Annotated in this window: 22 protein-coding genes; 14 read left to right on the top strand and 8 right to left on the bottom strand. The window is 53.9% G+C overall.

The window, feature by feature from the left end; genetic code table 11:
• Window positions 1-92: 92 nt before the first annotated feature.
• The gene (locus tag WN53_RS11065; RefSeq protein WP_051346379.1) at window positions 93-1,889 is read left to right on the top strand and encodes a glycoside hydrolase family 28 protein; all 1,797 of its coding nucleotides are present in this window, start codon (window positions 93-95) and stop codon (window positions 1,887-1,889) included.
• A gap of 101 nt (window positions 1,890-1,990) precedes the next feature.
• On the opposite strand, the gene lptG is transcribed toward WN53_RS11065, so the two are convergent.
• Together lptG and lptF are read right to left on the bottom strand one after the other, a co-directional pair.
• Entirely contained in the window at window positions 1,991-3,061 is a 1,071-nt protein-coding gene (gene lptG, locus WN53_RS11060; RefSeq protein ID WP_024486366.1) for an LPS export ABC transporter permease LptG, read from the bottom strand.
• Window positions 3,061-4,155, bottom strand: coding sequence for an LPS export ABC transporter permease LptF (gene lptF, locus WN53_RS11055; RefSeq protein ID WP_024486367.1), 1,095 nt, complete (start codon window positions 4,153-4,155; stop codon window positions 3,061-3,063). The genes lptG and lptF overlap by 1 nt, the downstream gene beginning before the upstream one ends.
• A gap of 280 nt (window positions 4,156-4,435) precedes the next feature.
• On the opposite strand from lptF, the gene pepA reads away from it, so the two are divergent.
• From pepA to WN53_RS10995, 12 genes are all read left to right on the top strand, one after another.
• Complete coding sequence (pepA, locus tag WN53_RS11050; RefSeq protein ID WP_024486368.1) at window positions 4,436-5,947, top strand: leucyl aminopeptidase; 1,512 nt, start codon at window positions 4,436-4,438, stop codon at window positions 5,945-5,947.
• 81 nt (window positions 5,948-6,028) lie between these two features.
• Window positions 6,029-6,478 carry a DNA polymerase III subunit chi gene (locus tag WN53_RS11045; protein WP_021179113.1) on the top strand — a complete coding sequence of 150 codons (450 nt, stop codon included), beginning with the start codon at window positions 6,029-6,031 and terminating at the stop codon, window positions 6,476-6,478.
• Between the two features lie 14 nt (window positions 6,479-6,492).
• Window positions 6,493-9,369 carry a valine--tRNA ligase gene (locus WN53_RS11040; RefSeq protein ID WP_024486369.1) on the top strand — a complete coding sequence of 959 codons (2,877 nt, stop codon included), beginning with the start codon at window positions 6,493-6,495 and terminating at the stop codon, window positions 9,367-9,369.
• A 172-nt stretch (window positions 9,370-9,541) separates the two neighbouring features.
• Window positions 9,542-10,045, top strand: coding sequence for a GNAT family N-acetyltransferase (locus WN53_RS11035; RefSeq protein ID WP_024486370.1), 504 nt, complete (start codon window positions 9,542-9,544; stop codon window positions 10,043-10,045).
• 256 nt (window positions 10,046-10,301) lie between these two features.
• Window positions 10,302-11,261 (top strand): IS110 family RNA-guided transposase, encoded by a 960-nt coding sequence (locus WN53_RS11030; protein ID WP_046807998.1) that lies wholly within the window; start codon window positions 10,302-10,304, stop codon window positions 11,259-11,261.
• A gap of 376 nt (window positions 11,262-11,637) precedes the next feature.
• A complete protein-coding gene (locus WN53_RS11025; protein WP_037412878.1) occupies window positions 11,638-13,239 on the top strand; it encodes a GMC family oxidoreductase in 1,602 nt (533 codons plus the stop codon).
• 225 nt (window positions 13,240-13,464) lie between these two features.
• Complete coding sequence (locus WN53_RS11020) at window positions 13,465-14,619, top strand: iron-containing alcohol dehydrogenase (protein ID WP_024485830.1); 1,155 nt, start codon at window positions 13,465-13,467, stop codon at window positions 14,617-14,619.
• Between the two features lie 42 nt (window positions 14,620-14,661).
• Window positions 14,662-15,681, top strand: coding sequence for a 2-dehydro-3-deoxygalactonokinase (locus WN53_RS11015; protein WP_024485831.1), 1,020 nt, complete (start codon window positions 14,662-14,664; stop codon window positions 15,679-15,681).
• A 19-nt stretch (window positions 15,682-15,700) separates the two neighbouring features.
• Complete coding sequence (locus WN53_RS11010) at window positions 15,701-16,690, top strand: 2-dehydro-3-deoxygalactonokinase (RefSeq protein ID WP_024485832.1); 990 nt, start codon at window positions 15,701-15,703, stop codon at window positions 16,688-16,690.
• Window positions 16,659-18,035 carry an MFS transporter gene (locus WN53_RS11005; protein ID WP_235167006.1) on the top strand — a complete coding sequence of 459 codons (1,377 nt, stop codon included), beginning with the start codon at window positions 16,659-16,661 and terminating at the stop codon, window positions 18,033-18,035. The genes WN53_RS11010 and WN53_RS11005 overlap by 32 nt, the downstream gene beginning before the upstream one ends.
• 45 nt (window positions 18,036-18,080) lie before the next feature.
• A complete protein-coding gene (locus tag WN53_RS11000) occupies window positions 18,081-18,728 on the top strand; it encodes a bifunctional 4-hydroxy-2-oxoglutarate aldolase/2-dehydro-3-deoxy-phosphogluconate aldolase (RefSeq protein ID WP_024485834.1) in 648 nt (215 codons plus the stop codon).
• Window positions 18,729-18,846: 118 nt separating this feature from the next.
• Window positions 18,847-19,650 carry an IclR family transcriptional regulator gene (locus WN53_RS10995; RefSeq protein WP_024485835.1) on the top strand — a complete coding sequence of 268 codons (804 nt, stop codon included), beginning with the start codon at window positions 18,847-18,849 and terminating at the stop codon, window positions 19,648-19,650.
• Between the two features lie 46 nt (window positions 19,651-19,696).
• Here WN53_RS10995 and miaE read toward each other — a convergent pair whose 3' ends face one another.
• Complete coding sequence (gene miaE, locus WN53_RS10990) at window positions 19,697-20,458, bottom strand: tRNA isopentenyl-2-thiomethyl-A-37 hydroxylase MiaE (protein WP_021807809.1); 762 nt, start codon at window positions 20,456-20,458, stop codon at window positions 19,697-19,699.
• A gap of 44 nt (window positions 20,459-20,502) precedes the next feature.
• Window positions 20,503-20,931 carry a ribonuclease E inhibitor RraB gene (gene rraB, locus WN53_RS10985; RefSeq protein WP_024485836.1) on the bottom strand — a complete coding sequence of 143 codons (429 nt, stop codon included), beginning with the start codon at window positions 20,929-20,931 and terminating at the stop codon, window positions 20,503-20,505.
• Window positions 20,932-21,093: 162 nt separating this feature from the next.
• Here rraB and argF point away from each other — a divergent pair, with 162 nt between their 5' ends.
• Complete coding sequence (gene argF / locus WN53_RS10980) at window positions 21,094-22,113, top strand: ornithine carbamoyltransferase (RefSeq protein ID WP_024485837.1); 1,020 nt, start codon at window positions 21,094-21,096, stop codon at window positions 22,111-22,113.
• Window positions 22,114-22,516: 403 nt separating this feature from the next.
• On the opposite strand, the gene WN53_RS28640 is transcribed toward argF, so the two are convergent.
• The 4 genes from WN53_RS28640 to WN53_RS10965 all read right to left on the bottom strand — a co-directional run bounded on the left by WN53_RS28640 (window position 22,517) and on the right by WN53_RS10965 (window position 25,484).
• Complete coding sequence (locus WN53_RS28640; protein WP_158645278.1) at window positions 22,517-22,672, bottom strand: hypothetical protein; 156 nt, start codon at window positions 22,670-22,672, stop codon at window positions 22,517-22,519.
• Window positions 22,669-22,806 (bottom strand): hypothetical protein, encoded by a 138-nt coding sequence (locus WN53_RS28930; protein ID WP_235167008.1) that lies wholly within the window; start codon window positions 22,804-22,806, stop codon window positions 22,669-22,671. The genes WN53_RS28640 and WN53_RS28930 overlap by 4 nt, the downstream gene beginning before the upstream one ends.
• A 411-nt stretch (window positions 22,807-23,217) precedes the next feature.
• The gene (locus tag WN53_RS10970) at window positions 23,218-23,817 is read right to left on the bottom strand and encodes a LuxR C-terminal-related transcriptional regulator (RefSeq protein WP_024485838.1); all 600 of its coding nucleotides are present in this window, start codon (window positions 23,815-23,817) and stop codon (window positions 23,218-23,220) included.
• Window positions 23,817-25,484, bottom strand: coding sequence for a PglL family O-oligosaccharyltransferase (locus tag WN53_RS10965; RefSeq protein ID WP_051346361.1), 1,668 nt, complete (start codon window positions 25,482-25,484; stop codon window positions 23,817-23,819). The genes WN53_RS10970 and WN53_RS10965 overlap by 1 nt, the downstream gene beginning before the upstream one ends.
• Between the last annotated feature and the right edge of the window lie 9 nt (window positions 25,485-25,493).

Here is a 25,493-nt window from a genome sequence, read left to right as displayed (position 1 = left end):
ACCGCATAATCCTGTCATGTAACAGTTGCGGCAACGTATTTTGCAAGACAATATCCAATTTCGGAACACTGTTTCATTATTAGGGATAAATCATGCAAAGAAATATCAAGTCATTATCAGCTATGGCGATTTTTCTGCTGGCCCTGACGGGTTGTGATAACTCGGATGGTAGTATCGCCTCTCCTGTTGAGCCAGTTAAACCCGTTGTTCCCCCCGAAACTGAGAAACCTGTCGCTGACCGCAGTGGTACCTGGCCAGCCTCAGCCCTTAACGATCCAGAATTGGCCGGGAAAGAACCGGTAATGCCTGAAGTCTGCCAAACACTCTCAGCCGAACTGAACCAGAATGCCAAAGGGCTACTGGATGAAGCCATTGATGCTGACGTGAATAATTCCCAACCCGATACCCAACGTATTCAAGCCGCGATCGACGCCTGCACCACCGGTGCCGTTAAACTGGTCGCTGGCAGTAACGAAGAGAATGCGTTCTTGAGCGGTCCACTTACACTAAAAAGTAGCGTCACGCTCTGGGTAGATCAAGGGATCACCCTGTTTGCCTCACGTAGCCCAGTGGATTACCAGATTGCCGGTAAGAATAACTGCGGCGAAACCGCCAGTGCCGATAATGGCTGTAACGCATTGATTACCGCCACCGATGCGATAAACAGCGGCGTGATTGGCGAAGGTATTATCGACGGACGGGGGGGAGCAGTGCTCACCAGCGGAAAATATGCCGATATCCTAACCTGGTGGGATGTGGGCGCATTAACCAAAACCGTTTCCGGCGCCAATCAGAACAACCCGCGGCTAATTCAGGTCACCAACAAGAATTCCGCCAAGCCGACCAGCCAGAACTTCACGCTGTATAAGATCACCTTACAGAATGCGCCCAAATTCCACTTTGTCCCCAGTGGGGTCAATGGAGTGGTCGTCTGGGGCGTGAAGGTGTTAACTCCTTCACTGGCCTATACGGTTCCAGGCTATGATTGCCCTAAAGGGACAACCCCTGCGACATCGGGTTCCCCTAACTATACCCGAGCAAGCACCTGCTTTACCCCGGATACGACCAAGAACACCGACGCGATCGATCCTGGCCAATCGCAGAATGTCCTGATTGCCTATAACCACATCAGTACCGGTGATGACGGTATCGCCATCAAAGCCCATAGCAGCAATGCCTGTGTCCCACCGATTGCCGAAAAGTATGCAGGGCAGTTGCCTATTTATACCGTCAGCAACGTCAAAATTCTGCATAACCGCCTCTACTTCACCCATGGCATGTCAATCGGCAGTGAAACCGACTGCGCGGTTAAAGACGTGGAAATTCGGGATATGAGCATTGACGGCCATGATGCTGACTTTGCCGTCGGCGTGCGTATCAAAACCGATATGAGCGTTGGAGGAGAAGTGAGGAACATCAACTATGATGGTATTTGCATCCGCCGCGCTCAGGAAGCGCTGACCATAGATACCTACTACAGCAAAAAAACCGGACAGGCCTACCCCGATATTCAAGATGTCACCATCAAAAATTACCACTATGTGGATACGCCAGACTCCATTTATAACGGAGATAACGTTCGGGTCACCTTACGCGGCTTCAGCTCTGATGGCCAAGATCTGCCATTAAGAAATATTGTGCTCGATAACACCGTGTTTGACAGCTCACCACAGTTGGCTAGCAAAGCCTCGGCAACAATCCCTGCCGCGCCTTCTTATGCCCAGATCCTGATGGGACCTGGCCCGGTATCCCTGGCGGATCTGCTGTTGGAAGCCGCGGACAACGGTGCCGCAGAGTTTGAAGTGCTGGATAACCGTAATGGATCCGAAGAGCCTTACGATTGCAGCGAAGCTTTTGCACTGTTCCCTTCTAGCGCCTCTGCACTCTAAGCGAAAAACGGGTAGGATCTCTCCCACCCGTCTTTCCTCTGCTGCGGTGACTAACACATCGCGGCTTTGATTTGCATACAGGCCCAGTCTATTGGGCCTGACTATTTCCGCTTCAGCAACAGCACAAGGCTAATTAACAGGAACAACATGCTTGGCAACAGCGCCCCCAGAATTGGCGGCATGCTGTACACCAGGCTCAGCGGGCCAAAGATCTGATCCAGCACGTAGAACAGGAAGCCGAAGCTGATACCGATCACCACCCGCACGCCCATTGGCACGCTACGCAGCGGGCCAAAGATAAACGACAGCGCCATCAGCATCATCACCGCCACCGACAGCGGCGAGAAGATCTTGCTCCACATATTCAGCTGGTAACGGCTGGCCTCCTGGCCACTCTGCTTGAGGTACTTCACATAGTTGTGCAAGCCGCTGATGGAAAGCGAATCCGGATCCAACGCCACCACGCCCAGCTTGTCCGGTGTCAGGTTGGTTTTCCACACCCCGGTTAGCGTCTGGGTACTGGTGACCTGATTCGGATTGGTCAGATCGGAGGTATCCACCTGCGAAAGCTGCCACGCGCCGTCTTCAAAATCTGCAGTACCGGCATAGCGGACCGTCTCTAACCGGCGCTGATCGTTGAAGTGGTAAATGTTGACGCCAGCCAGCTCTTTTTCACCTGCCACCCGTTCGATGTAGATAAAGTCGTTGCCGTCCTTCGCCCACAGGCCGCTCTTGGTGGAAAGCAGTGAGCCGCCGTACATCTGCTGTGCGCGGTAGTTACGCGCCATCTGTTCGCCCTGCGGTGCCACCCATTCGCCGATTGCCATTGTCAGCAATACCAGCGGAATAGCGGTTTTCATCACCGACCCAGCAATCTGCAGCCGGGTGAAGCCAGAAGCTTGCATCACCACCAGTTCGCTACGCGTAGCCAGGGTGCCCAAACCGAGCAATGCCCCTAGCAGCGCCGCCATCGGGAAGAAGATCTCAATATCCTTTGGCACGCTGAGCAGGGTATACACCCCCGCGCCCAGCGCCGAGTATTCACCCTGCCCGACTTTACGCAGCTGATCGACAAACTTGATGATGCCGGAAAGCGAAACCAGCATGAACAGCGTCATCATGATGGTGTTGAAAATCGTTCTACCGATATAACGGTCCAGTACACCAAACATCAGGCCGCTCCTCTCAGGCGTGCACGCAGTTTGCGCATCGGCACGGTATCCCACAGGTTAAGTGCCAGAGCAATCGCGAAGTACGCCAGGTTCACCAACCACATCCACACTAGCGGATCCAACTTGCCCTTACCGGCATTGGAACGCAGCGAGGTCTGCAGCAGGAAGAAGATCAGATACAGCAGCATCGCTGGCAACATGCTCAGCACACGGCCTTGGCGCGGGTTGACCACGCTAAGCGGCACCACCAGCAGCGCCATCAGCACCACGGAAACGACCAGCGTCAGACGCCAGTGGAATTCGGCGCGCGCATCCGGTTCATTCGATTCCCACAGCGTGCGCATCGACATCTGCTCAGACTGGGTATTATCGACAGTGACCGACTGATGGCCGATAACCGCTTTATAGTCGTTGAAGTCGGTAATGCGGAAATCACGCAGCAGCGCGGTGCCTTCAAACCGGGTGCCCTTGTCCAGCGTGACGACCTGCGATCCATCGCGGCCCTGGTTGATCACCCCATGCTCGGCCACCACCACCGAAGGGCGTTGGTTGCCGCTCGGGCGTAGCTGCGCCAGGAACACGTCGTTGAAAGTGTTGCCCTTTACGCTGCCGACAAACAGCACGGCGTTACCATCCTGTGAGGGCTGGAACTGCCCTTCAGCCAGCCCGGCAATGCTGGGGTTGGCTTTGGCTTCGGCAATCACTTCGTCCTGATGGCTGGCCGCCCATGGCCCGACCCAGAAGACGTTTACCGCAGCCACTGCCGAGGTAAAGATCGCCAACACCATAGCGGCAATGATCAGGGTTCGTTTCCCCAGACCGCAGGCGTGCATAACGGTGATTTCGCTTTCGGTATACAACCGTCCAAGCGTCATCAAGAGGCCAAGAAACAGGCTTAAGGGCAAGATTAGCTGCGCCATCTTCGGCACACCCAATGCAAGCAGGGATAAGACTAAATTTGTCGGGATATTGCCGTCTACCGCATCACCTAACACCCTGACCAGGTTCTGACAAAAGAAGATCAGAAGCAGGATAAACAGGATGGCAATTTGGCTCTTCAGCGTTTCCCGTACCAGATATCTAATGATGATCACGCTTATTACGCCTGTGAAAACTTGTCTTTTTGCAGGAAAATCGATAGTTTCATCGCTAATCCGCCATTTTTTCTCATCATGTGGCAACCTTCACAGCTAAAATAGTATTAGAACATCAAGCTGTTTGGTCATCCTATAGGAACAGACCTATAGTAGCCAAAACAGAACGTTTACGCCGTTCAGGTTAACCTAGTTAGTTAACTCAATGACGGAAGATCTTGGCGGAGTAGGTCATTCTAGCCGTAGCTTTCGCCGTTGTCTTTAAGATTCAGGAGAGTGCATGGAGTTCAGTGTAAAAAGCGGTAGCCCGGAAAAACAGCGCAGCGCCTGTATTGTAGTAGGTGTTTTCGAACCACGCCGCCTGTCACCTATCGCAGAACAGCTCGACAAAATCAGTGATGGTTATATCAGCGCACTACTGCGCCGGGGCGAACTGGAAGGCAAAGTCGGGCAGACGTTACTGCTGCACCATGTGCCGAACATTCTCTCCGAACGCATCTTGCTGATTGGCTGTGGCAAAGAGCGCGAGCTCGATGAGCGCCAGTACAAGCAGGTGATCCAGAAAACCATCAATACCCTTAACGACACCGGTTCCATGGAGGCCGTCTGCTTCCTGACCGAACTGCACGTCAAAGGCCGCAATACTTACTGGAAAGTGCGCCAAGCGGTAGAAACGGCTAAAGAAACGCTCTACACCTTCGATCAGTTGAAGAGCAATAAGGTGGAGCCGCGTCGCCCGCTGCGTAAAATGGTGTTCAACGTGCCAACTCGCCGCGAGCTGACCAGCGGTGAACGCGCCATCCAGCACGGCCTGGCCGTTGCTTCTGGCATCAAGGCCGCCAAAGATCTCGGCAATATGCCACCGAACATCTGTAACGCCGGTTATCTGGCCTCACAGGCTCGTCAGTTGGCAGACGCCTTCAGCACCCATATCACCACCCGCGTCATCGGCGAACAGCAGATGAAAGAGCTGGGGATGAACGCCTATCTGGCGGTCGGTGCCGGTTCGCAAAATGAATCACTGATGTCGGTGATGGAATATAAGGGAAATCCTAACCCGGACGCTAAGCCGATCGTGCTGGTAGGTAAAGGGCTGACCTTCGACTCCGGCGGCATCTCGATCAAACCGGCCGACGGCATGGACGAGATGAAATACGACATGTGCGGTGCTGCAACCGTGTACGGCGTCATGCGTGTGGTAGCAGAACTGAACCTGCCGCTGAACGTGATCGGCGTGCTGGCTGGCTGTGAAAACATGCCGGGTGGACGTGCCTATCGCCCAGGTGATGTGCTGACCACCATGTCGGGCCAGACGGTAGAAGTGCTGAACACCGACGCCGAAGGCCGCCTGGTGCTATGCGATACCCTCACCTATGTGGAACGCTTCGAGCCAGAGCTGGTGATTGATATCGCCACCCTGACCGGTGCCTGCGTGATCGCATTGGGCCACCACATCACCGGCTTGATGTCGAACCACAACCCGCTGGCTCACGAGCTGATCGGCGCTTCCGAGCAATCGGGTGACCGTGCGTGGCGCTTGCCGATGAGCGATGAGTATTACGAGCAGTTGGATTCCAACTTTGCGGATATGGCCAACATCGGCGGCCGCCCAGGTGGTGCCATCACCGCCGCGTGCTTCCTTTCACGCTTTACCCGCAAGTACAGCTGGGCGCACCTGGACATCGCAGGTACCGCCTGGCGCTCCGGCAAAGCCAAAGGGGCCACTGGCCGCCCGGTAGCCCTGCTGGCGCAGTTCCTGCTCAATCGTGCTGGTCTAAACGGCGACGATTAAATCCGCGCGGTAATTCAGGTATAATCACCGAGGGCACAGCACGCTGTGCCCTTACATTTTTTGGCCACGGTGAATTGAATCATGAAACAGGCAACGTTCTACCTTCTTGAACACGCAGAACCCGCTGGTGCGCTCAGTGCACACGAGGCTGTGGCCTGTGCCGTTGCCGCCGAAAGATGGCGCGCTGGCAAGCGGGTGCTGATCGCCTGTGAAAGCCAGGAGCAGGCCCAGCGGCTGGACGAAGCCCTGTGGCAACGTGAGCCACACCAATTTGTACCGCACAACCTGGCAGGCGAAGGGCCAAACTTTGGCGCCCCGGTCGAGCTGTGCTGGCCAGGTAAACGCGGCAATGCCCCGCGCGATCTGCTGATCGCCCTGCTGCCGCAGTTTGCAGATTTTGCTACTGCTTTCCATGAAGTGGTAGACTTCGTCCCTTACGAAGACACCTTGAAACAGTTGGCGCGCGAACGTTACAAAGCCTATCGCAGCGTCGGCTTCCATTTGACCACGGCCACGCCGCCAACTAACTGAACCTTGAAATAAAAATGGAAAAGACCAACACCGATCTCGATACCGCCTATGACCCAACCCAGATCGAACAGAAGCTGTACGATCACTGGGAAAGCCAGGGCTATTTCAAACCGAATGGCGATACCAGCCAGGAAAGTTTCTGCATCATGATCCCGCCGCCGAACGTTACCGGCAGCCTGCATATGGGCCACGCGTTCCAGCAGACCATCATGGACACCATGACCCGCTACCAGCGCATGCAGGGTAAAAATACCCTGTGGCAAGCCGGTACCGACCATGCCGGTATCGCGACCCAGATGGTGGTTGAGCGCAAGATCGCCGCAGAAGAAAATAAAACTCGCCATGATTATGGCCGCGATGCGTTTATCGACAAAATCTGGCAGTGGAAGGACGAGTCCGGCGGCACCATCACCCGCCAGATGCGCCGTCTGGGCAACTCCGTGGATTGGGAGCGCGAGCGCTTCACCATGGATGAAGGCCTGTCCAACGCGGTTAAAGAAGTGTTTGTCCGCCTGTACAAAGAAGACCTGATCTACCGTGGCAAACGCCTGGTGAACTGGGATCCCAAACTGCGCACCGCCATCTCCGATCTGGAAGTGGAAAACCGCGAGTCCAAAGGTTCCATGTGGCACCTGCGCTATCCGCTGGCCGATGGGGCAAAAACGGCGGAAGGCAAAGACTACCTGGTGGTTGCCACCACCCGTCCGGAAACCGTGCTGGGTGATACCGGCGTAGCGGTAAACCCGGAAGATCCACGCTACAAGGATCTGATTGGCAAAGAGATCATTCTGCCATTGGTGGGCCGCCGCATCCGCATCGTGGGTGACGAGCACGCCGATATGGAGAAAGGCACCGGCTGCGTGAAAATCACCCCGGCGCACGACTTCAACGACTATGAGGTGGGTAAGCGTCACGGCCTGCCGATGATCAACATCCTGAGCTTCGACGGTGACATCCTCGAAGTGGCCGAGGTGTTCGACACCCTGGGCGAAACCAGCACCGCCTACAGCGGCGAGCTGCCAGCGCAGTTCCGTGGCCTGGAGCGCTTTGCTGCGCGTAAAGCCGTGGTTGCCGCCTTTGACGAACTCGGCCTGCTGGAAGAGATCAAACCTCACGATCTGACCGTGCCTTACGGCGACCGTGGCGGCGTGGTTATCGAGCCAATGCTGACCGACCAATGGTACGTGCGTACCGCACCGCTGGCGAAAGTCGCGGTGGAAGCGGTTGAGCAAGGTGAGATCCAGTTCGTGCCTAAGCAGTACGAAAACATGTACTTCAGCTGGATGCGCGATATCCAGGACTGGTGTATCTCCCGTCAGCTGTGGTGGGGCCACCGCATCCCGGCCTGGTACGACGCCGAAGGCAAAGTCTACGTTGGCCGCACCGAAGAAGAAGTGCGCCGCGAAAACAACCTGGGTGCCGACGTGGCGCTGAACCAGGATGAAGACGTGCTGGACACCTGGTTCTCCTCCGGCCTGTGGACCTTCTCGACCCTGGGTTGGCCAGAGCAGACTCCAGATCTGAAGACCTTCCACCCGACCAGCGTGCTGGTCAGCGGCTTCGACATCATCTTCTTCTGGATTGCCCGCATGATCATGCTGACCATGCACTTCGTCAAAGATGAAAACGGCAAACCGCAGGTTCCATTCAAGACCGTATACATGACCGGCCTGATCCGCGACGACGAAGGGCAGAAGATGTCCAAGTCGAAGGGTAACGTCATCGATCCGCTGGATATGGTTGACGGTATCTCGCTGGAAGACCTGCTGGAGAAACGTACCGGCAACATGATGCAGCCGCAGCTGGCAGAGAAAATCCGCAAGCGCACCGAGAAGCAGTTCCCGAACGGTATCGAACCGCACGGCACCGACGCCCTGCGCTTTACCCTGGCAGCACTGGCCTCTACTGGTCGTGACATCAACTGGGATATGAAGCGCCTGGAAGGCTACCGCAACTTCTGTAACAAGCTGTGGAACGCCAGCCGCTTTGTGCTGATGAACACCGAAGCGCACGACTGCGGCTTCAACGGTGGCGAAATGCAGCTGTCGCTGGCCGATCGCTGGATCCTGGCCGAATTCAACCGCACGGTGAAAGCCTACCGCGAGGCGCTGGACACCTATCGCTTCGATATCGCGGCGGGCATCCTGTACGAATTCACCTGGAACCAGTTCTGCGACTGGTATCTGGAATTGACCAAACCGGTCGTGATCAACGGCAGCGAAGCGGAACAGCGTGGCACACGTAATACGCTGATCACCGTGCTGGAAGCATTGCTGCGCCTGGCGCACCCAATCATTCCATTTATCACCGAAACCATCTGGCAGCGTGTTAAGCCTCTGACCGGTGAAACCGCAGATACCATCATGCTGCAGCCGTTCCCGACCTTCGACGCCGCGCTGGAAGACCAGCAGGCATTGAACGATCTGGAGTGGATCAAGCAGGCAATCATCGCGGTGCGTAACATCCGCGCCGAGATGAACATCGCGCCAAGCAAACAGCTGGAAGTGCTGCTGCGTAACGCCAATGGTGATGCCCAACGTCGTGTGCAGGAAAACCAGAGCTTTATCGAACGTCTGGCACGCCTGAGCTCGATCACCCTGCTGCCTGCAGGCGAGAAAGGCCCGGTTTCAGTCACCAAGCTGGTGGACGGTGCCGAACTGCTGATCCCGATGGCAGGCTTTATCGACAAGGATGCGGAAATCGCGCGTCTGTCGAAAGAGATGGGCAAGCTGGATGGTGAGATTGCGTCTATCGAAGGCAAGCTGTCCAACGAAGGCTTTGTGGCTCGCGCACCGGAAGCGGTCGTGGCCAAAGAGCGTGAGCGTCTGGCAGCCTGCAAAGAAGGTAAGCTGAAGCTGCAGGAACAGCAGGCGACTATCGCCGCACTGTAATTCTGCAAACTACCGATCAAAAACAGCGGGTGATTTTTCCCCGCTGTTTTTTTATCGGCATTGCCAAGAGCCAGGCTTAAGTGTTATTACAAAGTATTATTGATGCGGTGCATTCCGTAATAACAACGAAATTCCGGGTCCCCTCAGGTTCCCTTTGATGGTGAGTGTAAACATGACAACAGCCACCCCAGTGCGCCTTCTGGTGCGCCCAATCACGGCCGACGATAATGCCGCTATTGCTCACGTCATTCGCGAAGTCTCCGCCGAGCATGGCCTGACGGCGGATAAAGGCTATACCGTTTCCGATCCCAATCTGGACGCTTTATACCAACTCTATAGCCAACCGCGCAGTGCCTACTGGGTGGTGGAGATAGACGGTCAGATTGCCGGTGGTGGTGGCGTTGCGCCGCTGCAGGGCGGTGAGATCGACGTTTGCGAATTACAGAAAATGTATTTCCTGCCGGTGCTGCGTGGCAAAGGTTTGGCAAAACGCCTGGCGCTGCAGGCGCTGGAGTTTGCCCGCCAGCAGGGGTTCGGCCGTTGTTATCTGGAAACGACCGCCACGTTGCAGCAGGCGATCGGTCTGTATGAACATCTTGGTTTTGAGCATATCGGCTATGCCATGGGCAATACCGGCCACGGCGACTGCGAAGTCACCATGCTGAAGGCGCTTTAACCGCCGCAATGGCCCCTCACCCTAACCCTTATGTCTTGATCTTCTCCGCCTTAGCGGAGAAGATCCCCGACTGATCATCGGGAGATAGCCGGTGAGCTCCCCCTAACCCTAGTGCCTATGAGCCCGTGGGAGAGATTGTGCCCCGGCTGTCTATTTCCCTGTCGCCTTCTAGACCGAACGGTATCCTGTGCCTATGAGCACCCACATATAAGGATGGTCCGGCGATAAATTTCAGACATGGTTATGGAGTGCCATAATGCGTAGAACCCCTGTCGGCGTTGATATCGCCAAACACAAATTTGATGTCGCCGTACTGCTGGACAATCAGAAGTATAAAACCAAAAAGTTTGCCAATACCCCTTCTGGATGCCGCGAGTTCGCAGCCTGGTTGAGCCGCTTTGGCGACTGTCATGTCTGTATGGAAGCCACCGGGAGCTACAGTACGGAACTGGCCACTTATCTGGCAGACAACAACTACCACGTCAGTCTGATGAACCCGGCGTGTATCCATTCCTTCGGCAATACAGAACTGGCCCGGAACAAAACGGACAAAAGCGATGCAGCGATGATAGCCCGCTACTGCGCACTGCATCAGCCTGACCCGTGGTTCCCAGCCCCGTTGAGCGAACGCCAGTTGACCGCGTTGGTCAGGCATCTTAAGAACCTGGAAGAGATGCGTCAGATGGAAGAAAATCGCCTGGAGGTGGCCGAAGCAGTCATCGTCCCTTCACTCAATGAGCACATCGCCACGTTGGATGAACTGATACGAGAAACGAAGAAGAAAATCAGTCAGCACATCGATGATAACCCTGACCTGAAACGGGACAGCGAGTTGCTAAAAAGTATCCCTGGAGTGGGAGAGATGCTGAGCTCCAGCCTGCTGGCCTTCGCAGGAAACCTGCGTCGGTTCACCAGCAGCAAGGCCCTGGTAGCGTACGCAGGACTGAATCCACAGCGATGTGAGTCGGGGATGTTTAAAGGGAAAAGCCGGTTATCGAAAGTGGGACACGGTGAGCTACGAAGCGCGTTATACATGCCCGCGGTGGTGGCAAGCCAATACAATGTTGTGGTTAAAGACTTAACAGAAAGGCTGAAGTTGCGTGGGAAATCGGGCAAAGAGAGAGTGTGTGCGGCGATGCGAAAACTGCTGCAACTGGCCTATGGTGTGGTGAAATCAGGAAAGACATTTAATGCGGAAATACCGCTTGCCGGATAGCCGACAAGACGGTATCTCTCCCACAGGGAGAGGGGACCGAATGTGCCACAACTTAATTAACGGTATACACCCTCGATATCCCCCCTGTTACCAATTAACTTCTTTACCTGACAACTGCGCCTATCGGCTCCCTCTCCTTGGGGAGAGGGTTGGGGTGAGGGAGAGAACACATCACTCACACAAAAATTATTAACATCAACATTATTCAAAAATTCACACGGTAACTTTATATTTCAAACAGTTAAACTGATTCTCAGTTCTGTAATGTAAATTTATTGTGATATTCGTTAATAAATTAACGATCGTAAATTGACCTACCCTTCCTCTGAGTTACTCTGCCATGACAGTCTCCAACCATCACGCACAGGGAACGGTCATGTCAGAAAATAACTTCGATTACATCATTGTTGGCGCAGGCTCGGCGGGTTGCGTGCTGGCAGCCCAACTCATCCTCCGTACCCAGGCCCGCATCCTGCTGCTGGAAGCCGGTGGCGACGACAATAATCTGTTTATCAAAATGCCCGCCGGGGTCGCCAAGATCATCGCCAAAAAAAGCTGGCCGTATGAAACCGAGCCAGAGCCGCACGCCAATAACCGCCGCATGCAAATCGCCCAGGGCAAGGTGCTGGGTGGCAGTAGCTCGGTCAACGGGATGATCTATCTGCGTGGCCAACCGCAGGATTACGACGGCTGGGCGCAACAGTATGGCTGTACCGGCTGGAGCTATCAGGACGTACTGCCCTATTTTAAACGCGCCGAAGCCAATGAAAGCCTGGCGGATGAATATCACGGCACCGAAGGGTTGTTGCCCGTCAGCGAGAACCGTTATCGCCATCCACTCAGCATGGCATTTATCCGCGCGGGCCAGGAGTTGGACCTGCCCTATCGCAACGACTTTAATGGCGCTAGCCAACACGGCGTAGGGTTCTACCAAACCACCACCCACAATGGAGAACGCGCCAGCACCTCCCGCACCTATCTGCAAGCCGTGCGCGATAACTCGCGGCTAGTGGTGAAACTCAACGCGCTGGTGCATCGCGTCACGTTCGAAAACAACGTGGCAACTGGAGTGGTCTACAGCCTGAACGGTGGCAATGAGATCGTCGCCCACGCCAGCCAGGAAGTGATCCTCAGCGCCGGGGCGATTGGCTCACCGAAGATCCTGATGCTGTCCGGCATTGGTCCGCGCGAACATCTGGAGCAGTTGGGTATTACGCCGCTGGCCGATCTGCCGGTGGGCAAAAACTTCCACGATCACCTGCATATGTCGATTAACGTCAGTACCCGTGAACCTGTCAGCCTGTTCGGCGCCGATCGGGGCTTGCAGGCGCTGCGCCACGGTGCCGAGTGGCTGGCATTTCGCAGCGGCGTCTTGACCTCTAACGTACTAGAGGGTGCCGCCTTTGCAGACTCCCTGGGCAATGGCAGGCCAGACGTACAGGTGCATTTCCTGCCGATACTGGACAGTTGGGACGACGTGCCCGGCGAACCGCTACCGGCGATCCACGGCATGTCGCTCAAGGTCGGCTATCTGCAACCCAAAGCGCGCGGTCAGGTGCAGCTACGTAGCCGCAACCCTGCCGATCCGGTCAAGCTCCAGGCCAACTACCTTGGTCATCCAGACGATATCGCGGGCAGCATTCGCGCGGTGAAATTTGGCCTGCGCTTCCTGGAAACCACCTCTCTCAAGCCGCTGATTAAAGATCTGCTGATGCCACAACCAGCGTGGGTGAACGATGAGGCGCAGATGGAGGAGTTTGTGCGTAACTTCTGCAAGACCGTCTATCACCCGGTGGGCAGTTGCCGTATGGGGCAAAATACGGAGAACTCGGTGACTGACTTGCAGCTAAGAGTGCATGGCTTTGAACGCCTGCGGGTGGTCGACTGTTCGGTGATGCCGCAGGTCACCAGCGGCAACACCAATGCACCCACCATTATGCTGGCCGAGAAGGCGGTGGATTTGATATTGGGTGAATAGCCCAAATAGACAGCAAGCCGATGTTGGCTTGCTGTCAGCTAACCATTGCTGCAAATCACGTTAAAAAATCCCCCCCTGTTTACCTCCCCCTAATTCGCCAACAACCAGAAAAAATGTGATTGCGCTCATTAATCCAGCAAAAAGGGTTGAACGCAGGATGAAACACGGCCAATATAATCACAAATGCGAACACGATTCGAATATGCGGACAATAAAGGATAACTAATGAACAGTTTTATCTTCAACAACCCTGTAAAACTTCACGTTGGCCCTGGCAAATTTGCTCTGCTTGGTAGCATCGCTCAACAGTACGGGAAGAAAGCACTGTTGGTCGTTTCTGATAACACCAAGTCCACGGGCCTACTCGCTCGGGCACAGGAAACCCTGGCTGCCGCCGGGGTGGCATTTGCCGTCTATGACAAATTTATGCAAAACCCGCTTTCCACACTGGTGGAAGCCGGTGCTGAAATGGCACGCCAGGAGCAATGCGATCTGGTGATTGGTATTGGTGGTGGCAGCGCAATGGATATGGCCAAAGGCATCGCGTTTTGTGCCTGCAATCCAGGCAGCATCTGGGATTATGTGTTTGGCAAAGCCCAGGCACAGAACGCACTGCCAAATATCCTGGTGCCGACCACGGCAGGCACAGGCAGCGAGGCTAACCGTACCGCCGTGTTCACCAACCCGGAAACCCATGATAAAAAAGGCTTGGTTAACCCGTTAATCTACCCGGTCGCCTCGATTGTTGACCCCGAACTGATGCTCACTCTGCCAAAACGCGTGATCGCCGGGCCGGGTGCCGACGTCTTGTTCCATGCCCTGGAGTCATTTATCTCCCGGAATGCGCACCCAGTCAGTGAAATGCTCTCGCTGCGTGCGATTACCCTGCTGACACAGAACCTGCCACGCGTGTATGCCGATGTGACCGATTTGGCGGCATGGGAGCAGGTTTGCGTGGCGAGTACGCTTGCCGGAATGGCGATCGACTGTGCCGGTACGGCGCTGCCACATGCTCTGCAACACCCAATGGGCGGGCTGCTTGACGTCGTTCATGCAGAAGGGATCGCCGCGGTTTATCCTGCTTTTATGGAATACACCTGGTCGGCCGCCCCCGAAAAATTTGCCGCCATTGCCTATGCCATGGGTGTGGATACTCGCGATATGTCCCTTGAACAAGCCGCTTACAGCAGCGTACAGGCCGTCACGTCATTGCTGTCATCAGTCAATATGCTCCCTTCCTTGACTGAACTGGGGGTGAAAGAAGAACACTTCGACTGGATTATCAATAACGTGCAAACCACCATGAAAGTGGTGCTGGAGAATAATCCACGAGTGCCGGATGCCGACACCCTGCGTGATATTTTACAACGTAGCCTTTAATGAAAAACATCAGCCTCAGCAGCGCTATTTAAAGGAGTGAGCATGTTTATTGTCATTGATTCAGGTTCGTCCACGACACGTATTTATCTGCTGGCATTCGCCGATAGTAAGATTATTGACAAGATCACGATCGACGAAGGGGTAAACTCCACCGTCACTCATGGAAATAATAATCTATTACGTCAGGAGATGGTGCGTGGCGTAACGGAATTGTTGGCAAGAAACGGCAAGGCTCAGCAGGATATCACCTTTATTATTGCCTCAGGCATGATCACGTCAAACCTGGGTTTGCATGAGGTTCCCCATCTGGTTGCACCGGTCGGGATTGACGAATTGGCACAGCATACTGTGCCATTTGCTGCCAATGAGCTCCTGGCGTTGGATATTCCCGTCATGCTGATCCCTGGCGTTCGCAACCAGACGACTCCCTCATGGGAAAATCTCAGCGGCATTGATCTGATGCGAGGTGAAGAGACTCAGGCTGTCGGGTTGCTGTTGGGTTATCAGCCCAAGCTCCCCTGTATCCTGATCGAGCTGGGTTCCACCACAAAATTGATTTCGATTAATCAACAGGGGAAAATTGCCGGCAGTATTACCTCCTTAAGCGGCCAGGTGTATGCAGCAATCCTGAAGCAGACCTTTGTCGCAGCCAGTGTTGCCACCACGCCAGAAGAAGAAGCGCAGGCAAAAATAGAGCCACAGATTATTGATGCTGCCTGCCAGTCCGTGCAGGAGAGCGGTTTATTACGCACAATATTGATGAGCCGATTCTTACAATTCGCGTTTCCGACCACAGCGCCGCAGCGCAAACTCTTCCTTGAAAGCGCCATGGCAGGTGACGATATCAACGTTTTTATTAATGCCCAACACCAGGGGTTTAATTTCCATGGCGAGATATTTTTAATCGGCCATGCGAGACGTTGTGAGATTTACCAGCACATTATTCGACAGCAGTTAAAAATAGATAGCCCACAGCGAATAATTTCCGATGAGCAGCAAATAGATCTGTTAGCGATAACCGGCGCCAGCGCTATTGCTAATACACTCCGCACCCTACGCTGATAATAATAACGAGAATGACATGTATATAATCACTATCGATACCGGCACAACCAACACCAGGGTATGTGCCTGGCAGGACCAACGGCTGTTAGCTGAAGCGGCACGCCCCATCGGCGTACGCGATACCGCCATCTCTGGCAGTACGGCAACGCTGATGAATGGCGTACGCGAAGCCGTTCAGGAAGCCAAAAATCTGGCCACGATACCGGCTGCTGAACGCGTGGTTTACCTATCATCGGGTATGATCACCTCCAACGTGGGATTATGTGAAATTCCGCATTTGTTGGCGCCTGCCGGGCTTGGCGAACTGGCTCAAGGCATGGTCTGCGCCAATCTGCCAGAAATCGCCGAGGAACCCATCTGGTTTGTACCAGGAGTTCGCAATCATGATTCTGCCGTCACGCTGGGTAATGCCGAGCAGATGGACATGATGCGTGGCGAAGAGACGGAAGCTATCGGTGTACTCGCCAGCCTGGACATCCACGGCCCGGCGCTGATTGTGCTGCCGGGTTCACACTCTAAATTCGTCAAGATAGATGCGCAGGACCGCATCGAAGGTTGTGTCACGACACTCGGTGGTGAACTGCTGGACGTGATTACCCGGCATACGATCCTGGCCAACTCCCTGGATCGGCAATTCGCTCAGGAGATTGAAGCCCCAGCCTTGCTGCAAGGTGCGAACCAATGCCGGCAAACGGGCTTGTCCCGCACCTGTTTTTCTGTGCGCGTTCTGGATATGTTCAGCCAACTTACGCTCAACCAGAAAGCCAATGTCTTGTTAGGAGCCGTGCTACAAGATGACCTGCAGGCGGTCAAAAATAGCGAGGCCTTTACGGTTACCCCGGATACTCACGTCGTGGTATGCGGCAAAGACACGCTTAAATTCGCTTTCGCTACTCTCATTGAAAATGACCCGTGGTTTAACGGGAAAGTTACCCTGGCATCGGTAGATCGTTCACTTTCCAGTTCTGGATTATTTGCCCTGGCTCACCACCGACAGATTATTTAATTCCTTTGTATCCTACACAAAATTAAAAGGTCTGATTATGAACACCATCGTTAATGAAAAAGTCATAACAAAAAAACGAGGAAATAAGCGCTGGTTTGTTGTATTCCTCTTATTGATTGGCGGTATTGTCAACTACCTCGATCGTGCCAGCCTCTCTATTGCTGCGCCCGATATGATGAAAGAACTTGAATTATCGAATACGGATATCGGATTGCTGGGCTCAGTCTTTGCGCTGATCTACGCGCTTTGCCAACTTCCTGCTGGTTGGCTGGTTGACCGCTTCGGCCCGAAAAAAGTGTACGGCTGGGCTGTCGGCTTATGGAGCGGTGCTACCATGCTAACCGGTGCTTGTAGCAGTATGGTGACACTGATTTTTGCCCGTGGACTGTTGGGGATAACCGAAGCCCCATGCTGGCCGGGAGCGGCGAAAATTACCGCTTCATGGTTCCCAAAAAGTGAACGTGCGTTGGCAACCGGATTCTGGGATGCAGCGTCCAAATGGGGGCCAGCCATCGCTCCGCCGATCCTGGTCGCTATCATTGTGCCATTCGGTTGGCGTGCGCTATTTTATATTGCTGGGGCAATAGGTTTTATTTTCGTCGTGTTTTTCATCTTCGCCTATCATCAGCCAGAGCAGCACCCTAACATTACCAAAGAAGAGCTGGACTATATTAAAGAAGGCGGTGGCGGCACAGCACAAAAACTGACGGGTGACGCTGAAAAAATCAGCTGGGGCGGTCTTTTTAAATATCGCTGTATCTGGGGAATGATTTTAGGTTGGTTCTGTTATGTGTGGATGATGAATATTTTCACTACATTCTTACCGCTCTATTTAATGAAAACCCAAAACATCCAATTTAAAGAGTTGGGTATCTACGCCAGTATTCCTTATTTCGGTGGGATTGTCGGCGCCATTGCCGGTGGTTACATCTCCAAATGGCTGGTTGATAAACAGATTTTCACCGAATCCTTAAAAGCCAAGCGTGTCACCATCAGTGTCTCGGCACTGCTGGCTGGCGTCGCTGTTATTGCGGTGCCAATGGTAGATAGCCTGGCCGCCACCCTGACCTTGCTGGTGATTGCCATGGCGCTGCTCTCCTCGCTTTCGGCTACTGGCTGGGCATTACCTGGCGACGTCGCCCCGGCGTCCATGGTGGCCTCGGTTGGCAGCATCCAGAACTTCGGGGGCTATTTTGCCGGATCGTTATCACCGCTAGTGACCGGGTTAATTGCCGATGTCACTGGCTCATACACCTTGGCATTTGTCAGCGGTGGAATTATCGCAGCCTGCGCTGCACTGTGTTATTGGTTCATCGTCAAAGAACCGGTGACCGTAACGGATTGATGTCATCAGGGAGCCCGCTCCCTGATATTTCCCAAGAGGTTATCCATGATTAAACAACGCGTGATTCGCGCCATAGAAGAAACCGGCATGATTGCCATCGTTCGCGGCGTCGCGCCCGAGGGCATAATCCCCCTTGCCAATGCACTGTACGACGGCGGCATCCGAGTCATTGAGGTCACTTGTAACTCGACCCGGCACCTGGAAAGCATCAGCGCGCTTAAGCAGGAGATGGGAGACAGAATGTGTGTAGGCGCGGGGACGGTATTAAATCCGGTAATGGCACAGCTGGTGCTGGACGCCGGTGCCGATTTTGTCCTTTCCCCCGACTTCAACCCCGATGTGGTGATGATGGTGCACGAAAAGCAACGCCTGATGATCCCTGCGGTGATGACACCCTCGGAGATATTGCAGGCCTGCCGCCTGGGGGTAGATTTGTTAAAACTGTTCCCAGCCAATAGCCTCGGCGTTGATTATATGAAAGAGGTGTTAGGGCCGTTGGATAACCTATCCATGATCCCGGTTGGCGGGATTACGCTTGAAAACACCCGCGCATTTGCCAAGGCCGGTGCGTTTGCGATGGGTGTGGGGAGCGCACTGACTAATAAACAATGGATTGAGGCAGGCAACTGGGCAGCAATCACCCAACAGGCACAAGCCTTTATCCAGGCGTTTCATGAGGGAAAACGGTCCTGACATCAGGACAGACAAGCTACGGTGAACAGCCGTAGCTTGGTTATTATTTAGCAGATCTGTATTCACCCTCGCTACCTCGTTATACTGCCAGCTATAACAATAACGGTGAGGTAAGCCCGTGTCTGAAAAGATAAATCGTTCGGTTGCCCGGGCGTTGGATATGCTGGAGTTGGTCGCAGCAAGCAAAAACGAACTGACCATTACCGAAATCAGCAAGCAACTGGGCATCCCCAAGAGCACTACCTTTGATATTCTCTACACCCTGCTCGATAAAGGTTATCTGGAGCAAGCCAACGAAAAGCAGAAGTCGTTTAAGCTGGGCGTAAAACTGTTCCAGACAGGGGCTTGTTACCTGGAGCAAACGCCTTTCCACAACGTCGCGCATGCGATGCTGGAAAAGCTCGCCGAAATCGCGGGGGAAACCGTGTTTCTGGCGTTGCTCAATAACGATGAGTTGGTTTATTTCGATAAAGTGGAAAGCCCCAACTCCGTCAGAACCTCCGCCAGAATTGGTTCGAACAACCCGCTGTACTGTACCGGCCTGGGTAAAGCGATCCTGGCAACCTTACCTGACGATGAGGTAAAAACCATTCTGGCCCGCACCGGCGGGTTGCAGGCCATCACGCCGTATACCGTGACCGATGAAGCGAAATTTTTCGCGATTTTAAATCAGGCACGCCAGCAGGGTTATGCCATTGACGATCGGGAACATAATGCCGAGGTGTTCTGCCTTGCCGCTCCAGTCTATAACTTTCGGGGTAAGGTTTACGCCGCTATCAGCGTCGCCAGCCTGTTTAACAAAATTAACCAGCAACCCGAAAAAATCGCCGCATTGGGGCAAATGATCTCTGATACCGCCCTGGAGCTCTCACAACGCATTGGCTACCGTGGCCAGCAGTTGTACTCCGATTTCCGACAGTAACCTGACCGGCCTTGCCTCTAGATGAGAAAGGCCGGATCGTGAAATTTTACGCCACCGGTACGCCGCTGTGGAAGCGGAACTCGGTGTCCGGTGAGCGGATCAGTTCCGCCTCCAACTGGCCAAAAAACGCCACGCGTTCGCTGATATCGCCCCCGGCAATCTGCTCTGCCAGCGTCAGGTAATCCTGGTAATGGCGGGCTTCGGAACGCAGCAGCGAGACGTAAAACCGGTTCAGCTCATCGTCCAGGAACGGGGCCAGCTTGGCGAAGCGTTCGCAGGAGCGGGCCTCGATATACGCGCCGCAGATCAGCTTATCGATCAGAGTGGCCGGATCGTGAGTGCGCACCTCGCGGATCATGCTTTTGGCATAGCGGCTGGCGGTGATCTTTCTATAAGGGATCTGTCGAGCCTGCATGATCTCCAGCACCTGCGAGAAGTGATGCAGCTCTTCTTTGATCAACAACACCATTTTGTCGACCAGATCCTGGCCATAGGCCGAGCCATTCTTCGGCAGGATCTTCCTGGTAAACGCGCTCTGACGGAACAGCTCTTCTGGTACTTCCTGCGCCTCGTGCACAAACGCCTCATAGGGCCTCAGCAGCGCCAACAGGGCATCGCCACTCTCTTTATCGGCCACATAGCGGCGGATCAGCCACATGCCGGTCTGCGCCGCTTTTAGCTCGCATACCAGGTGGTCGGTCAGCAACAGTGGCAGGTTTTCCGGGCGACGGGCCGCTTCGATCCATCCATCCGGGGTTTCACAGTGCAGGAAGTTTAAAATCGGGGATAACAGAGATTGGTATTTCATCGGGTTCTATCAGGGGCCAGCTTGCGCCAGCCCGCAGGATTTAATTAATGACGTTTGCCGTCGTCGTCTTCATCGATAAAGTCGCCGTCTTCTTCTTCGTCGTCGCCTTCTTCACCGTTCGGATCTTCATAGTAGGTGCCCCAACCGTCGTAATTGACACCGCATTTTTCTGCCAGTGCCACCAGTTGTTCTACCTGGCTGTCGATCAGCTCGGCATTCAGCGCAACTTCGCTGATCACGTCACAGCACATCACCATGGAGCCATCTTCCACTTCCAGCTCTTCGGCATCGGTCACTTCGTAGCCCAGCTTGAAGGCTTCCACGGCGGCCTGCTCCAAAACTTCAAACTTTTCGGCAGAGAAATGGTGCTCGATAGTGTAGAGCGCATCCGGATCGCTGCCGTCTTCCAGCAGTTCTTCGATGATCAGGCGGGTTTCTTCACGTTGTTCTTCCAGCAATTCGCGGTTTGCCATGCCTCTATCCTCAATAAAATGGGCTTCGTTACTTCTATTTTCACACACCGCTGTCACCGCTGCCACGATAAACGTGAAAGATTTCTGCTTCGGGGTTGAAATTGAATATTCATACATATAAAGTGAATTTAAATTCAATCAAAACGATAGAGATTTACGGAGATGAGCCAGATGAACCCGTTCTACAGTCGTCACTTTTTGAGATTAATGGATTTTACCCCCAGTGAGATCCAGTCTTTGCTGCAGTTGGCCGCCGATTTGAAGCAGGCCAAAAAGCAAGGCCAGGAAACCCGCCATCTGCAAGGCAAGAACATTGCGCTCATCTTCGAAAAAGACTCCACCCGTACCCGATGCTCTTTCGAAGTTGCCGCATTCGATCAGGGCGCTCAGGTGACCTACCTTGGCCCAAGCGGCAGCCAGATCGGCCACAAAGAGTCGATGAAAGACACCGCCCGCGTGCTGGGCCGGATGTACGACGGTATTCAATATCGCGGTTTTGGCCAGTGCCTGGTGGAAACCTTGGCAGAACACGCTGGCGTGCCAGTCTGGAATGGCCTGACCAATGAGTTCCACCCAACTCAGTTGCTGGCGGATCTGCTCACCGTGCGTGAACACCTGCCGGGGAAAGCGTTGAGCGAGGTGAAATTCGCCTACATTGGCGATGCACGTAACAATATGGGCAACACCCTGTTGGAAGCCGCCGCGCTGGTGGGCATGGACCTGCGGTTGGTCGCGCCGAAGGCCTGTTGGCCGCAAGCCGAGCTGGTTGCAGAATGCCAGGCGCTGGCACAGCAGACCGGCGGTAAAATCACCCTGACGGAAGATATTGCCGAAGGCGTGCAAGGTGCCGATTTCCTGTATACCGACGTTTGGGTCTCGATGGGAGAAGCCAAAGAAGTCTGGCAGGAGCGGATTGCCCTGCTCAGGCCGTATCAGGTGAATATGGCGATGGTGAAACTGACCGGCAACCCACAGGTGAAGTTCCTGCACTGCCTGCCAGCATTCCATGACGATCAAACCACGTTGGGTAAACAGATGGCCGAGCAGTACGGCATGCACGGCGGTATGGAAGTGACCAACGAGGTGTTCGAGTCGGAGCACAGCATCGTGTTTGATCAGGCAGAGAACCGCCTGCACACCATTAAGGCGGTGATGGTCGCCACGCTGAGCAAAACCCTGTAAATCGCCCTTGCCAAAAACCCTTCTTATAGAAGGGTTTTTCTGGTTAATCCCTCCTTCTGGCTCTATAGTCTTTTTCGCGAAGCAGGGCGGTAGTGCGTTGTGCATCGGGTGTTCCACGCCAGGCATCTCCCAGACTGACGACCCATTGCTTCAACGGTTGCAGGTCAGACAATTGGGGGGATAACAGCGGGAAGTAAGTTTTTTTCTGCCCGTAACGCGCTAACTTCCTTACGAAGCGTTTCCAGTTCGATGTGTTGCCGTGCAAGTTGCTGTTTACTGGCTAACAGCGATTGATGTTGCGTACTGGGTTTAACCTGCGGGATTGCTGTGATCTGTTTCTCCGGCCTGCAGGCGGGCTGTGTCGGATTTTCGTCGATATGGCGACGCCTGACGTGGACGATTTTTATTTAGTCGCCGGTTTTTCAAGCACCTGTTGTTGATATTGTTCGGCAAACTGTAATAAGGCAGGCATACCGTCATCCGCCGAGACGCTGCCGGTTATCATGAGGGCTGCTAATGTCGTGTAACCTCGGGTGAACAGCCATTTTCGTTGACTCATTTCACCGTTTCCTCTTTAACCTGCTCCGCTCGCTCAGCCAGGCCGGTCAACACGGCTTGGCTGACGCCGGCGCACAGGTAGTTGATCTTGTAACGATACAGAGCATCCACCGTCTCCTGGGTATTATTGTTCACTTGGACGCGCAGACTCGCAGACTCGCATACTGTGAGGCACCGTTCATCAGGTTGTCGAAGGCCTGTTTATACTGCTGATGCTGTTTTGGGTTAATTTTAATCAATGCGCCTAATTGCTCCTGGCACAGCGTTAATCGCTCGATCTCACGGTGCTTAAGCTGGGCATCTTCGGTGACGTTTGTTCTGTGTTGGCATGGTCCTTGGTGGTTGGCTTGCCTGATTTTTACGTTTGGCAGGCTACAGAGCCGAGGACAATGAGGGATACGATGCCCATACGAATTGTGTGATTGACCGATTTTTTCATTCTTGGTGCGCATCCTGTTGAGTAGGTTTTTTCTTTATTTATCATGATTAGAACACTCGTTACCGAGGCGTGGCTTGATTGGCGTTACTCTTCCGAGGAGGAGGCAGCTATTGGGCATCGATGAGACTCTGTGGCAGCCCGTTCTGGTTGCACAACCAGAGATACAACTCGTGATTACGAGAGAACCCCAGCTTGCGCATGGCGGCACATTTATGGGTGCTGACCGTTTTGGGGTGCATTCCAAGCTGCCTGGCTATCATCTTGGGCTGCAGTCCTTGCGCTATGGCGGTCAAAATCTGGCCTTCCCGGAACGTTAGCGACGGACTTCTGTACAGGGCATCATCGGTGGTACTGTCATTGTGTTTTTTGAATGTTGAGTCCAGTAACTGCAAAACGGTGTTTATGCTGTCGTGGCGTCTGATGATGCCGGCACTGTACCGAGTTTGTGAAACCGTCCGGTATCGGAAGTTATCCTGGATCAGAAGTACATTTCGCCGGGCATTCATCATTGTTGCCGAATAGACCTTGACGAAAGCGGAGGGATCATCCGTTACTATTATCAGGTCGGCCAGATAGCGATTCTGATGAGTTAAAAAGGTGACTGTGGTGTTCTTACACAATTCCTCAATTTGCAACAGGGCACTGAGGCCTTGTGCAAAATATTGATTGGGGTCATGTATAAAGATATTGACGTGGTTTTTTTTCATCACCTTTCCTGGTTATTGTGAGTTGCAGTGATATCGACCGAAGGGGGGGAGAAACGAACATCGGTCGGGAAAAACAATGCCGCCTCACGACGATAACGCTCTGCGGTTGCTGGGTGTTTCTGGTGCAGTAATACGGAGATCAGGTTGGCGTAAACGTTCTTATCGATGCGTTGTTGCAGGTAGGTTTGTGCCCACTGGCTGTAGTCTTCAAGTAGACGTTCATCACGCGTCCGGTTGTAGGTCATCAGGGCACCGATCTGCTCATCAAAGGTAATACGTTCCTGAAGCAGCTGGCGAGTCAGAGAAGGTAACGTCTTTAAGGGGGTGACATCTTCCATGCCAAATCTTTCCACTTGCGTGAGAGTTACCCCCCCCTTAAGGGTAAAGCTGGCCAGCACTGTAATGCCCAGTGCCAGAACAGTCAGGGTCCGGTTCAGTATTCTGCTTGAGATGTTCGGCAAGGTACTTAGGGTTGGCTCTGTTGCGCTGAGGTGGTCCGCCATGGCGAGCAAAAGCAGGAATATGACGAAATGCAGAGTCGAGAGGTAGAAAGGAAACTCCAGCAGACTGTGGATAGCCATGGGCAGTGCGGCAATACTCAGCGCTGTCGTCACTCCGGCCATGCGATGACCGGCCATTAGGGCAGAACGGTCCCGTTTTATAGCCTGCCTGACAATAGTTCCTATGCCGATAAGAACCAGCGTCATGCCAGTTAGCCCTATCAGGCCACCCTCAACGACCCACAGCAATATTTCGTTATGCGGATGGCGAGCAATTTCGGTCACCTGAGTTGGTGAAGCTTGGGAAACGCGAAAGTGCTGAAAATCATACTCGAACCCGCCATACCCCCACCCCTGCCAGGGGCTGTCAGCAATCATGGCTAGCGTATCGCGCAACATGGTCCAGCGAGACAGGTTGCTGTGAGAGTGGTCGACCAGAGGAATGAGAGATTGCTCCAAGAGCAGCAATGTACTACCCAGGAATACACCAACGGTCAGTGCTGCAACGGTCAGTGCTGCAACGGCACGGACCGTTCGTGGCGAGTTGAGACGACCAAAACGGAAAAGGAGCAATACTGCGGCGATGCCACCTAACCAACCAGCCCGGGACTGAATGCAAATCAGAACGGCAGAAAGCATCGCAAGTAGGATCAGCAAGCCGCACTGGCGTGCGTGCTCACTCCTGGCGCGTTTTAAGGCCAGTCCGGGGAGTAGCAGCAATGCAAGGGTCAAGGTAACGCCGGTAGCAATAAAGCTGGCGAGGACGTTCGGCTGAAAGAATGAGCCGTAGACCTGGTTGCCGTAGAGAGGGACCCAGGCATTATCAGGCACAAGCCACTGCTGTCCAGCAATAACGGCCTGCACAGCAACCAAAAAGAGTAAGCCATAGAGTGCCGCAAGCACCGTACATCGGCGCCAGTTTATTTGCAGGCACGAAACAAACCAAAATAGTCCGAGTACGATCCCGGCAACCCGCCAGGCGGCACTCGTAACTCGCATGTCTGTGGTATATGCCAGTGGGAGGGCTAATACCACAACCCCCGCAGTAAAATAGGCCAAGGCGGGCGAGACTAAAATCGCGCGATGATTTGCGGCACGCCGAAACCAAAAACCAAACAAACCCAGGCACAGCCCCAGACATATCAGAACATTGACATTGAAGACCAATATTAACAC

Source organism: Serratia fonticola (assembly GCF_001006005.1).
GTDB lineage: Bacteria > Pseudomonadota > Gammaproteobacteria > Enterobacterales > Enterobacteriaceae > Chania > Chania fonticola.
This window is presented reverse-complemented; position numbering and strand designations above follow the sequence as displayed.